Source organism: uncultured Algibacter sp. (assembly GCF_947487575.1).
In the GTDB taxonomy this organism is placed as follows: domain Bacteria; phylum Bacteroidota; class Bacteroidia; order Flavobacteriales; family Flavobacteriaceae; genus Algibacter_B.
Map to the genome: position 1 here is coordinate 94,218 of NZ_CANKXG010000004.1, position 12,643 is coordinate 106,860.

General features: G+C 32.5%; 14 protein-coding genes. 9 read left to right on the forward strand and 5 right to left on the reverse strand.

What is annotated here, in order from left to right:
• The first annotated feature begins 27 nt into the window (after positions 1-27).
• The 5 genes from Q0870_RS05345 to Q0870_RS05365 all read left to right on the forward strand — a co-directional run bounded on the left by Q0870_RS05345 (position 28) and on the right by Q0870_RS05365 (position 4,094).
• Positions 28-615 (forward strand): RNA polymerase sigma factor, encoded by a 588-nt coding sequence (locus Q0870_RS05345; protein ID WP_298552616.1) that lies wholly within the window; start codon positions 28-30, stop codon positions 613-615.
• Positions 608-787: a hypothetical protein gene (locus Q0870_RS05350; RefSeq protein WP_298552630.1), complete on the forward strand. Its 180-nt coding sequence runs from the start codon at positions 608-610 to the stop codon at positions 785-787. Before Q0870_RS05345 ends, Q0870_RS05350 begins: the two co-directional genes overlap by 8 nt.
• Positions 788-820: 33 nt before the next feature.
• On the forward strand, positions 821-1,648 hold the full coding sequence (locus tag Q0870_RS05355; RefSeq protein WP_298552657.1) for a mechanosensitive ion channel domain-containing protein: 828 nt from the start codon (positions 821-823) through the stop codon (positions 1,646-1,648).
• Between the two features lie 151 nt (positions 1,649-1,799).
• On the forward strand, positions 1,800-2,501 hold the full coding sequence (locus Q0870_RS05360; protein ID WP_298552670.1) for a hypothetical protein: 702 nt from the start codon (positions 1,800-1,802) through the stop codon (positions 2,499-2,501).
• A 465-nt stretch (positions 2,502-2,966) separates the two neighbouring features.
• Positions 2,967-4,094 (forward strand): hypothetical protein, encoded by a 1,128-nt coding sequence (locus Q0870_RS05365; protein WP_298552686.1) that lies wholly within the window; start codon positions 2,967-2,969, stop codon positions 4,092-4,094.
• A 162-nt stretch (positions 4,095-4,256) separates the two neighbouring features.
• Here the strand turns inward: Q0870_RS05365 and Q0870_RS05370 are convergent, their stop codons facing one another.
• The 3 genes from Q0870_RS05370 to Q0870_RS05380 all read right to left on the reverse strand — a co-directional run bounded on the left by Q0870_RS05370 (position 4,257) and on the right by Q0870_RS05380 (position 7,094).
• Positions 4,257-4,568 (reverse strand): GIY-YIG nuclease family protein, encoded by a 312-nt coding sequence (locus Q0870_RS05370; protein ID WP_298552703.1) that lies wholly within the window; start codon positions 4,566-4,568, stop codon positions 4,257-4,259.
• A gap of 240 nt (positions 4,569-4,808) precedes the next feature.
• Positions 4,809-6,161 (reverse strand): DEAD/DEAH box helicase, encoded by a 1,353-nt coding sequence (locus Q0870_RS05375; protein ID WP_298552716.1) that lies wholly within the window; start codon positions 6,159-6,161, stop codon positions 4,809-4,811.
• Positions 6,162-6,203: 42 nt separating this feature from the next.
• Positions 6,204-7,094, reverse strand: coding sequence for an aldose 1-epimerase family protein (locus tag Q0870_RS05380; protein ID WP_298552733.1), 891 nt, complete (start codon positions 7,092-7,094; stop codon positions 6,204-6,206).
• 244 nt (positions 7,095-7,338) lie between these two features.
• Here Q0870_RS05380 and pabB point away from each other — a divergent pair, with 244 nt between their 5' ends.
• Together pabB and Q0870_RS05390 are read left to right on the forward strand one after the other, a co-directional pair.
• Complete coding sequence (pabB, locus tag Q0870_RS05385) at positions 7,339-8,631, forward strand: aminodeoxychorismate synthase component I (RefSeq protein WP_298552750.1); 1,293 nt, start codon at positions 7,339-7,341, stop codon at positions 8,629-8,631.
• 26 nt (positions 8,632-8,657) lie between these two features.
• Positions 8,658-8,987 (forward strand): four helix bundle protein, encoded by a 330-nt coding sequence (locus Q0870_RS05390; RefSeq protein ID WP_363317931.1) that lies wholly within the window; start codon positions 8,658-8,660, stop codon positions 8,985-8,987.
• 55 nt (positions 8,988-9,042) lie between these two features.
• Here the strand turns inward: Q0870_RS05390 and Q0870_RS05395 are convergent, their stop codons facing one another.
• Entirely contained in the window at positions 9,043-9,735 is a 693-nt protein-coding gene (locus tag Q0870_RS05395) for a hypothetical protein (RefSeq protein ID WP_298552765.1), read from the reverse strand.
• Between the two features lie 279 nt (positions 9,736-10,014).
• Here Q0870_RS05395 and tilS point away from each other — a divergent pair, with 279 nt between their 5' ends.
• Positions 10,015-11,325 carry a tRNA lysidine(34) synthetase TilS gene (gene tilS, locus Q0870_RS05400; RefSeq protein WP_298552780.1) on the forward strand — a complete coding sequence of 437 codons (1,311 nt, stop codon included), beginning with the start codon at positions 10,015-10,017 and terminating at the stop codon, positions 11,323-11,325.
• Positions 11,326-11,422: 97 nt separating this feature from the next.
• Here tilS and Q0870_RS05405 read toward each other — a convergent pair whose 3' ends face one another.
• Positions 11,423-11,761, reverse strand: a complete 339-nt coding sequence (locus tag Q0870_RS05405) for a helix-turn-helix domain-containing protein (RefSeq protein WP_298552796.1) — start codon at positions 11,759-11,761, stop codon at positions 11,423-11,425.
• 103 nt (positions 11,762-11,864) lie between these two features.
• Here Q0870_RS05405 and Q0870_RS05410 point away from each other — a divergent pair, with 103 nt between their 5' ends.
• The gene (locus tag Q0870_RS05410) at positions 11,865-12,539 is read left to right on the forward strand and encodes an NAD(P)H-dependent oxidoreductase (protein WP_298552806.1); all 675 of its coding nucleotides are present in this window, start codon (positions 11,865-11,867) and stop codon (positions 12,537-12,539) included.
• The last annotated feature ends 104 nt before the right edge of the window (positions 12,540-12,643 follow it).

The window sequence follows — 12,643 nt, forward strand, 5'->3', positions numbered from 1 at the left end:
ATAACAACTAAATAGCGAAAGCTAAATTTGAAGACCCTCAACAACATTAATAAGTTATCTGATGAAGATCTGGTGAAAGCCATTGTGACTACTAATGACACATTGCTTTTTGAGGTTCTGTACGATAGATATGCAGGATTGGTATATAACAAATGCTATGGTTTTGCTAAAGATGGGGACGAAGCTAAAGATTTAACACAAGATGTTTTTTTAAAACTCTTTGTTAAATTGGCTAGTTTTAAAGGAAAATCGAAATTTTCAACATGGTTGTATGCGTTTACTTATAATCATTGTGTAAATTATGTAACCAGAAATACAGCCAAGAAATTTGAAAAGCAATCGGTTGATTATAAAGATATAGAAAACCTTTCTGATGATTATGAAGAAGACGATAATAGTTTTCTGGATATGAAAGTTGATAAATTAAAAGTAGCATTAGAACTTATTTCTCCTGAGGAGAAAATGGTTTTATTATTAAAATATCAAGATTTCCTTACTATAAAGGAGATTGGAAGTGCTTTAGATATTGGAGAAAGCGCAGTTAAAATGCGAATTAAACGCGCTAAAGACAAATTAATAACCGTTTATAACGAAAACTCAAATTATAATGGATAATCCATTTAAACATATAAACCAACCGCTTAAGGAGGTTCCACAGGAACTTAAGTCGAAGGTTATGAGTGATATTGCCATGGCAAAACTCATAATGGAGTTGGCTGCCCTGTTTTCATATAATATTGGTGATGTTATAGAAACCGTTATGAGAAGTAGAAAAACCAACAAATAAAATATAAATTACCCTAACTTAAATAGATTAACAATGGAAAAAGCAACACAATGGAAAAATATAGCCATGGAATCTTTAACAACCATGTGGCTGGAAATTTCTGCAATATTCCCAAACATTATTGGAACTATAATTGTGCTAGTACTGGGATGGCTTTTAACAAAACTAATTGTAAAGATTATTAAAAAGGCGTTAAAACTAGCAAAAGCAAACAAGTTAGACGATGCAATAAATGAAATAGAAATTGTTGAAGGCAAACAACTAAACTTTGATACAATAAAGGTAGTATCAAATTTTGTAAAATGGGTCATGTATATCATGCTATTAATCATGGCATCAGATATTATGAATCTAACTATGATTTCTGAGCAAATTAGTAACCTTTTAGGCTATTTACCACAATTATTTGCTGCACTAGTTATATTTACAGTAGGATTAATTTTAGCAAACCTCATTAAAAAAGGACTGAAATCATTTTTTGAATCCATGGATTTATCAGGAGCCAAAATAATAAGTCAAGTTGTGTTTTTTATCATATTGATTTTTGTTTCTATTACCGCGTTAAACCAAGCAGGAATTGATACTGAAATTATTACAAGTAATTTAACAATGATTTTAGCAGCGTTCTTATTAGCCTTTGCATTAGCACTAGGTTTTGGAGCACAAAAAGTAGTAGGCGATTTATTAAAAACATTTTACACAAGAAAAACATACGAAATAGGTCAGAAAATAGAATTTAATGGTATTAAAGCTGAAGTTGAATCTATTGATGGCATAACAGTAACATTAAAAACAAAAGAAGGAAAATTAATAGTGCCTATTAAAGATATTGTAGAGAGTCAAGTAAGAATACAGGATTAACTTTAAGTTAGGGTTAAAATTTGGTTGGTTACTTTTCTGTAAACCGAAAAACTCTCTACATGTTATAATCCCTTTTCATGAATTTGGAAAGGGATTTTTTTTATTATTAAAATCTAAAGTGATAATTTAGAGAACAATAAATATTCACTACATGAAAATTCCTTTTACTCTTTTTGTATGTTTTACTTTAAGTATAAAACTATGTGCCCAAGCCACCATTCCAGAGGATTATAAACTAGTTTACAGTCAAGATTTTGAATCTACAGAGGCGATACATGATTTTGAAATGACGGACAGTAAAGTCTGGCGCATTTCAAAAGGAAGCAACGGCAACTGTTTAGAGCTTGTTGGGAAAAGCAATTACAAACCAGAAGTAAGGTCGCCATATAATATAGCTTTGATAAAAAATGTGCTTCTTGGTGATTTTATTTATGAAATAAGACTAAACCAAAACGGAAGAGAGTATGGGCACCGCGATTTATGTTTAATGTTTGGCATTACTAACGCATCTAATTTTTATTACACACATATCGCTTCAAAAGCAGATGCACACGCAAATTCTATTTTTATAGTTAATGATAATCCTCGAAAAAGTATAGCTTCGGAAAGAACTAAGGGGACTAGTTGGGGCGCGGTGGACGATTGGCATACCGCTAGAGCGGTTAGAAAAGTTAAAGAAGGGGGTATTGAAATTTATTTTGATGACATGACAAAACCTATCATGAAAGCAACAGATGCGCATTTTAAATCTGGATATTTAGGTTTTGGTTCGTTTGATGATACGGGTAAATTTGATGATATTAAAGTTTGGGCACCAACCATTCTAAAACCAAAAAAAGGAATCTTCAACTAAAATTTTTCTAGTACTTCTAAAACGCCTTTTTTATAACTTCTGCTTATTGTAAGTGCGGTATTATTAATTCTTATTTTAAAAGCATTACAGAAAAGCTAGTAGGGTAAAGGTTCTTCATCAATCAAGAACCCCAACAACTTAAAAAATCTCTTTTTCATGTATTTGAAAAGGGGATTTTTTTTGTTTGAGTTTTGTATTTGTGGATTCCTGCCTTCGCAGGAATGACAGAACACATTATATTAATTCTAGAAACATTGAAGAATTTTTTAATTAAATAACGGTTTACAGATTATTAACTTTAAAATACGTAATATTCCTTTTTGTCATTCCTGCGCAGGCAGGAATCCATATTTAATTTGTTTACAAGTGTTTATAAGTTTGTTGTAGATTTTGTAAGTAAAGTTTTAACTTAGCTTTTAACTTTGAATTATTTAAATAATTTAAAGTATCCTTGATTTGACAATTATGAATACAACGGAAGATCCAGATTTTTATACTAACAATTCAATTCCAGAAGAAGAAAGAAGAGATGCTGCATTTCAAACAGTAAATGCAATTAGAGAATCTGTAACTTTAGCAAGGAATTCTACGCTTTCAATTACCTATGAGTTCGCTTTTGGAATTATTAATGATTTAAATCCAAAACTGTATAAATCAATTGTAACACTATTAACTAGTAAAAATGAAAATGAATTAGTGAGATATTATAGAGATGAGGCAGAAGCAGAATCTACAATTGATCATAAAGTTGAACCTGTTGATTTAATTGAAAAAGAATTAAGCAGAGTTGAAGAGCTACTTTCAAAAAAAAATGGAAAATTTACATATTTAAATAAAAAGAAGTTTAACCTTTTTGCAGCAAAAGAATATTTTACACCAAGAAATCAAAGTGAACATAAGACCTTGAATCATGACTTTTACCTTCGTTCTCGATATGAGTATTTTGGAGAACCTCTTTATGAGAATGATAGTTATAAAGATTTTAAAATAAACAAAGACAAGGTTTTGAGATTGAGACTTTTGCATCCTGATCGGGAAGAAACTATTTTAGGTGTAGATTTGATTTATGAACATTTTGATATGAGAACAAATAAAGTTCGTTTTGCTCATATGCAATATAAGGCTTGGAATAATAAAACTTTATATATTTCTCAGGCAAAAAACTTGAATCCGCAACTTTATAAAATGAAAAATAATTTGTGTTCGAGTGGGTTATGTAATGGACCAGAGACAAAAAATAGAGATTATAGATTTCCATATTGTTCAGGGTTTTTAAGGCCAACTTCAAAGCTACAAAGAGCTGATAGCAAATTAATTAGTACTGGTTTACATTTGCCGATTTGTGAAGCTATGAAAATAATTAAAGAGAAAGGAATGATTAGTAAAGAGGACTGTTCTGAAAGGAGTATTAAAGGACACATTTTTGAAGAATTATTCAATACTAACTTAGCTGGTTCGAGATGGATTGAAATTGAAGATTTGGATAAGTTTTACGAATCTAATAATATTTTATCTTATACAGATAAAATTAGAATTCATGCTCAAGAAATCGATACTGAATCTGATTTTGAAAAGAATAAGAACAGAGAATAATGTAAAATAGATTGCTGCCTGCGCAGGAATGACAGCAGTGTTTTTTAGTTATCGTATTGGTTTTTTAAGTGAAAAGTAAATTAAAATTTACATTATAATTATACTTAAAAGCCAAATTACATTTATTTGTCATTCCTGCGCAGGCAGGAATCCAGAATAAAATCAATCAATTAAATAAGTCCAATCTGCAGATAAATCTTCCCAACTGGAATTTTCTTCATCAATTAGGTTGATTTTCCATTGACGTTTCCATTTCTTCATGTTTTTTTCACGCTTTATGGCATCGTTTACATATTGGTAAGTTTCAAAATAAATCAGTTTATCAAGTCCGTATTTTTCGGTAAAACCTTCAACGAGTTTGTTTTTGTGTTCGAACATTCTTCGTTCTAAGTCGTTTGTAACACCAATGTATAAGGTTCCGTTCTTTTTGTTGGAAAGTATATATAGGTAATATTGGTGTATGTTTTTATGCATTTACACTTGTCTTTGAAAATGGATTCCTGCCTGCGCAGGAATGACAAAAATACTTAATAAGAACTGAATTTGGCGGATACCCGCGTTAGGGATTGCAGCGTCATCCTTTTTAAAGCTTTGGAAGTAATTAACTAAGTGTAGAACTAAACTTTTAAAGATTGCCACGTCGCTCGCTCCTCGCAATGACGTTTTAAAAAGATATAGCAAAAAGCCCGACCCTTTTCGGGTAACGCCCAAAATCTACTTTCGTTTATTACGTTTATTGTAATTTTTATCGCCTCGTGTTTTTGGCTTTTTGTATTTGGCGGCTATTTTAAATTTGTAGCTTCCGCCGAGGTTTTCTTTGGAGTTTTTTTCGGATTTTTCATGAAATGCTGGCCCAGGCGCATCTTCGTCTCTGCGTTTATGTGGGTTGTTGCGCTCTTTTATTTGCGGGCGTTCTTCTTCAATCAGTTCTGTAGAAATTTCAACGGTTTCTGGAATTTCCAACACAGGAATTGTCATTTTCATTAAAGCCTCAATGCCCTCAATAGCCTCGTGTTCCTTTTCAGTAGAAAACACCAGCGCTTCACCTTTACGTTCTGCACGGCCTGTTCTACCAATACGGTGCATGTAGTTTTCTGGGAAAGCAGGCGTGTCAAAATTGATGACATGAGAAACATTATCAATATCTAATCCACGCGCCATAACATCGGTAGCAATTAAAATACGGTTTTCGCCATTTCTAAATTGCTCGATGCTTCGTAGTCTGTAATTCTGTGTTTTATTGGAGTGAATCACACATAACTCATCATGAAACTGTTCATCTAACTTTTCAAATAAGCGGTCTGCCATACGCTTAAAAGCCACAAATATTAAAACCTTATTATAATGTTCGGTATCATTTAATAAATGCACCAACAAATTTACTTTCGTATAAAAGTTAGGCACGTTATAGCGTTGTTGCGAAATATTATCAAGCGGCGTACCCGAAACTGCAATAGATACGCGCTCTGGACTTTTAAAGAAATCGTTAATTAGAAAATCTACATCCTGTGTCATGGTTGCCGAAAACATAATGTTTTGTCGGCGTTGTGGTAGGATATCAAAAATATTAATCAGTTGATGTCTAAACCCTAAATCTAGCATGACGTCTACTTCATCAATCACTAATTTTTGTATGGATTTTAGTTGTAAAACGCGAGTTAATGCCAAATCATACAAACGCCCTGGAGTGGCAACTAAAATATCTATACCTTGTGCAATAGCTTGTTTTTGTGTGTTAATATTAGTGCCCCCATAAACACCAAGCACTCTGTTATTAATGTATTTTGAAAGCTTTTCAATTTCATCAACTACTTGAACCACCAATTCGCGTGTAGGTACTAAAACCAAAACGCGAGGGTTTTCTTGTTCAGAATATTTTAAGTTTTTTAAAATAGGCAACATGTAGGCAAAGGTTTTTCCTGTACCCGTTTGTGCAATACCAACCACATCTTTTCCGGAGGCTACAACATTAAAAGCCTGCTCCTGAATAGGCGTAGGTGTTGTAAAACCTAAATCGTCTAAGGCATTAAAAAGTGGTGTGTTTATATTTAAATCAGAAAAAGTCAAAATCTAGCTATTTAGCTGGCAAAGTTACACTTATTCTTGGCTTTAGACTAAATGACTGTTATGTATTTCAATTGTATAAGTCGCCTCAAATGTTTTGTTGGCATCTAAACTTAAAATGCCTTCTTTGTTTTTTAGAACCTGATTGGTGGTTTCGCTATCTGCTATTCCTAGCCATGGTTCAATACAAACATAGTTGCCGTTTGGTTTTGCCCAAATTCCTAAATAAGGAAATCCTGGATATTCAACAGAAAGAATAGCTCCATTTTTATTACTTTTTAAAGTAATTTTTCTCGAGGTTGTGTCTTTAAAAACAAGGGCGTCTTTATTAAATAAATGGTGTGTTAATGGCAGTGTGCTAGAGTCGTTAAAAACCGTTTCTGTTTTTGAAGAAATAAGCCCGTTTTCCATATTTATCAAATGCCTTTTCGAGTTTTCTGCATGCTCAAACTCTAAAGCATAATCATCATAATGTTCGCCATCATACACAGGACATTTAAAAGCTGGGTGCCCACCAACCGAGAAATACATGGTTTTATCATCTAGGTTTTTAATGGTATGCTTAACTTCAATAACATTATCCTTTAAAGTATAGGTGATATAGAATTCAAATTTAAAAGGATATATTTTTAATAATTTTTCATTTGAGGTTAATTTGAAAGTTAAACTATTTTCAGTTTTTTCATGCAAAATTATATCATCATTATGCCTTACAAATCCATGTTTAGGAAGCTCATATTTTTCACTTTCATAAATAAAAGTATGCTCTTTTAAAGCGCCAATTATAGGGAATAGGTTAGGTGCAAAGCTCCCCCAGATATCTGGATCGGCATGCCACATGAATTCAGTGCCGTTTTTAGTCGAGGCTATTTTGCAAAGTTCTGCGCCAGTTTTTTTAATGGCTATTTTAAGTTTATTGTTTTGTAATGTGTGCATACTATTCAATGTTTAAACTAATGCACAAAATACTTAAACTTTTAAGGATTCTAATTAACTTTGCTTAGAATTCATCTTAACTTTTTGTGTTTAACCGAAAATGAGATAAAATTTATCTAGATGAGGCACTTTTAGAAAGGCATAGCATGGCTACGCATAAAAAAAAGTAACGAAATATAGGTGAATTTTAAACATTTTTTAGGAAATAGAAAAAGTCAAGATGAATTCTTTATAATATTTTTAATTGAGGACAAAACACATTCATACTTTCGAGGATATCGAAAATTTTAAAAATCAGTTATTAAACTGGGCACAGCAATTTGATGATTTGGTTTGGTTGGATTCTAACAATTTCGAGCAGCAATATTCTAATTATGATGCCATTCTAGCAGTAGATGCATTTACCAGTATTAAAACGGATTATCATCAAGGTTTCGAAAAACTTAAAGAATACCAAACCTATACTAAAGATTGGATTTTCGGTTATTTAACCTACGATTTAAAAAATGATGTAGAAGATTTAAGCTCTAATAACCATGACGGGTTAGGCTTTTCAGATTTATGCTTTTTTCAGCCTAAAAAAGTCTTTTTATTTAAAGGTAATCAGGTTGAAATTCAATATTTAAAGTTTGTTGATGACGAATTAGATGACGATTTAATGGCCATCAGATACCTTGCACAAGCCGCACGTGGCAAAGTGTTTTCTGATATAAAGATAAAACTACGCATCCATAAAGATGCCTATTTTGATAAAGTCAATAATATGCTAGAGCGTATTCATCGTGGCGATATTTACGAAGCTAATTTTTGTCAAGAATTCTATGCTGAAAACACGCAAATTAACCCTTTAGAAACCTATCAAAAATTAAACGGCATTTCTAAACCCCCATTTGCAACATTTGTAAAGTTGGAGGATAAATACATTTTAGGGGCATCGCCAGAACGTTACATAAAAAAAGAAGGAACTACCATTATTTCTCAGCCCATAAAAGGAACCGCTAAAAGAGCTATAAATCCTGATGATGATTTAGCATTAAAAACCAATTTAGCAAACGATGAAAAGGAACGAAGCGAAAACATCATGATAGTCGATTTGGTCCGAAATGATTTATCAAAAACCGCACTTAAAGGCAGTGTTAAAGTAGAAGAATTATGTAAAGTATATACCTTCGACCAAGTCCATCAAATGATTTCTACAGTCACTTCAAAAGTAAATGAACAGACACATCCCGTAGATATCATCAAGAGTACATTCCCCATGGGAAGCATGACGGGAGCACCAAAAATTTCAGCAATGCAAATTATCGAAACACTCGAGGAAACTAAGCGCGGAGTGTATTCAGGAGCTATTGGTTATTTTGCTCCAAATGGCGATTTCGATTTCAACGTGGTTATTCGTAGCATTCTATACAACGCTACAAAAAAGTACGTATCCTATTCCGTAGGAGGTGCTATCACAGCAAAAAGTAACCCGTTAAAGGAATACGAAGAATGTTTGGTTAAAGCCAAAGCCATGCGCGAAGTTTTGGAGAACTAATTTTGTAAAAAGGGATTAGTTCAGAGATAAGGCAAAAATCGATGGATGTTGTAACAATAATCTATAAACTTGTAAAGCAATTTCCTGATGATGAAAAATTCGGACTAACGTCGCAAATTAAGAGAAGCTCAGTCTCTGTTCCATCTAATATAGCCGAAGGTTATGGTAGAAATTACACAAAAGATTACACCAGATTTTTAAATATTGCAAGAGGCTCTTTATATGAAATGCAAACACAGCTACAAGTAGCCTTCAATCTAGGTTTTATTGTTAAAGAAGATTTAAATAAAATTAATGTTTTATCTGTAGAAGTTGAAAAAATGCTCAATTCACTTATTAATAAACTTGCTAGTTAATGCCTTATGACTATTAACTAATGCCTTTTTCAACTTCTAAAACAATAATAATAAACTAAATAAGATGTTCCTTAAAATCTTCAATAGCTAATTCTAGAACACGCTCTACACGTTTTATCTCAATGTTTTTAATGGTTGCAATGTCTTTAAAAGATAATTTTCCGAACACAAATAAATCCACAATATCAGAAACTCTAAGCGGCAACCACGTATAATATTTACCCAATAAATGCTTGTTGCGTGTCGTTGAAATATCCGAAATTTCAAAAGCGTTCTGAATAGACGAATTGTTATCATCATAAACAAATACGTGCTTATCTTCTTGGTCTTGATGATATGAAATATCGCTTAATTCATCATGCATAATCAAATCATAATCCTCATCTACAGTAAATTCCTCATCCAAACCATCAAGTTCGTCTTTTAAAATAGAGTCCGTACTCATCGTATTTTGATGAAACGATTCATTCTTAAACAGCTCATCCAAATCAGAATCAACAATTTTAAAAAGTTCAATTTTAATCGCATTCTCGTCTGCATCAATATTATACCCGTTTTCGTAAAACTTAGCGACACCCTCATCAATAATATCGTTCGATTTATACATGTTTTTCGGGATAATCTTAGTTGATTCCGCAATATACAAGCGGTGCTTTACATAAGCTTGCAAATGTTGTGTTGCCGAAATCACCTTTTTATCAAATTCCGTTTGGGTCGTCTTATCGTTTAATTTATCAATCGCGCACATAACTCAATAATTTAAAAATTAGTTCATTAAAGGTACAAAACCTCTAAAATGAAGTTATGATTTTTGTCATGTCAAATTAAAATATTTATGGCGCAACCCAAAAGGGTCGGGCTATCCGTTGCAAGTCCTCGCACCTCCTTCGTCGGGCTGTGGGCTATCCACTACTATCCCTTGCGCAGCAATCAGCTAGTACAGTTTCAAAAAAGCAATTTAATATCTTACCCTAAAACTTTGCGCCTTTGCGTCTTTGCGAGAATAAAATAAAACTTAACTTTGAGCGTGCTTGAAAACTTAAATAAACATATAGATAAAAGGCTTCCTTTTTTAAAGAATTCAAAACTGCTTATCGCCATTTCTGGAGGTGTAGATAGTGTTGTTTTAACACATTTATGCCATCAACTAAAACTAAACATTTCGCTAGCACATTGCAACTTCAATTTACGTGGAGACGAAAGTGATGCCGACGAAGATTTCGTTTTACAATTAGCAGAACATTTAGATGTAGAGGTTTTTGTTCAGCGTTTTGATACCAAGCAATATGCCGAAGAAAACAAGGTTTCCATTCAAATGGCAGCGCGCGAATTGCGTTACGAATGGTTTTCAGAACTCGCAAAACAATTACAATTCGATTATATTTTAACCGCACATCACGCTGATGATAATTTAGAAACATTTTTAATAAATTTCACTAGAGGTACAGGACTAGAAGGCTTAACCGGAATTCCTGAAATTAATGGTGTTTTTGTGCGTCCGTTGTTGACATTTTCAAGTAAAGATATTAAAGCGTATGCTAAAGCAAACAACATAAAATGGCGAGACGATAGTAGTAACAAATCTACCAAGTATTTAAGAAATAAATTACGACACGAAGTTATTCCAATTCTAAAAGAAATCAACCCGAGTTTGTTACAAAGTTTTCAATCTACACTTGAAAATTTAAGCGATACGGCCGATATTGTTGAAGAAAGTACAAATGCCGTTTTAAAACGCGCCATTGAAACTATTGATGAAAATCATATTGCATTTAAAATTTCAGAATTCAAAAAAGTAAACAATCCAAAAGCCTATTTGTTTGAAGTTTTTAAAGACTACGGATTTACCGAATGGAACGATGTTGTTGATTTGCTAGATGCCGAAACTGGGAAACAGGTATATTCATCAACCCACAGATTAATTAAAAACAGGGAACATTTACTTTTAAGTGAAATTATTTCAGAAACATCCAAAATAATTTCAATTTCAGAAAACCAAAAACAAGTGGAAACCCCATTCGGAACGCTTTTTTTTGATGAAGCAGATGCTATTTTCGGAAAACGAACCAACATCATTTATGTAGATAAAAGCACGTTGAAATTTCCATTAACCATCAGGAAATATAAAGAAGGCGATATCTTTTATCCATTGGGAATGACTGGTAAAAAGAAACTAAGCAAATACTTTAAAGACGAAAAACTATCCCTTTTAGATAAAGAAAACACGTGGTTGTTATGTTCAGAAAATGATATCGTTTGGGTAATCAACAGAAGAGCAGATAATCGATTTAAAGTAACTGAAAACACAAAGCATATTTTAAAAATTAGATTGAACTAATTCTCTCCTTTGGAGAGATGTCTGAAGGACAGAGTGGGTAAAAGCATAATAATTGTCATTATTGCGCAGGCAGCACTCCTTTTAAAAAAGTAAAAAACTACTTTTCCACATGCTTTTCAATAACATGCTCGCCCCAATCAATAATGGACTGAATTAATGGAATAGTAGTTTTTCCAAACTCAGTCAACTTATATTCTACCTTCAATGGTGGTTTTGAGGTATAAACTTTACGTTCAATAAGCCCGTCTTTTTCCAAAGTTTTTAATTGCAAACTCAATGTGCGTTCAGTAACCGAGGGTATTTCCTTGCGCAATTCATTATATCGTAACGTATTATCAATAAGATGATATAAAATAACTGTTTTCCACTTACCACCAATAATACCCATGGTTAAACTGGTGCAACACGGGTAAGTTTTACCTTTAAATGTATACATGATTTAAGTTTTTTTTCTAACTATCATTTATGACCGTTATTGCAAAGATAAAATACTATACTTAAGTTTGCAACTATAAAAAGTATAGTTAAAATTTAAAAATATGAAAACATCTAATATTTCAAAAGAAGACATTTTAAATGCATTTAATTTTAGACACGCCACAAAAGAGTTTGATGCGACTAAAAAACTATCTAAAGACGATATTGATTTTGTCTTGAAAACAGCAAATTTATCACCAAGTTCCTTTGGTTTTGAACCTTGGCATTTTATTGTTGTGCAAGACCAAGAGTTAAGAGAATTATTAAAGCCAGTAGCATGGGGTGCACCTGTAAAGTTGGATACTGCAAGCCATTTTATACTAGGCTTAAGTATGAAAGCTCCAATGACGAAATGGAATGCAGACTACATTATGCACATGATGAAGGATATAAAACAATTTCCTAAAGATGTTATAGAAATGTATACGGACTTCTATAAAAACTTTCAAGAAACAGATTTTGATTTAGATACTGATAAAAAGTTATTTGATTGGGCATCAAAACAAACTTACATTGCATTAGCAAACATGATGACAGCAGCTGCATTACATGGTATTGATAGCTGCCCAATAGAAGGGTTCCATCAAGAAAAAGCGGAAGCCTTATTACAAGAAAAGTTTGGTGTAGATACAGCTAAATATGGACTTTCTTATATGGTAGCTTTTGGTCATAGAAAAGCAGACCCAGAGCACCCAAAAACAAGAAGAAATACTGAGGATATTGTAACTTGGAAATAATTTCTTTCTAAGTTATTAAGCTATATAAAAGCAAAAAGAGTCAAACATGTTGTTTGGTTCTTTTTGCTTTTTTTAAGTTAAATAAACCACGTAAATTCGTTAAT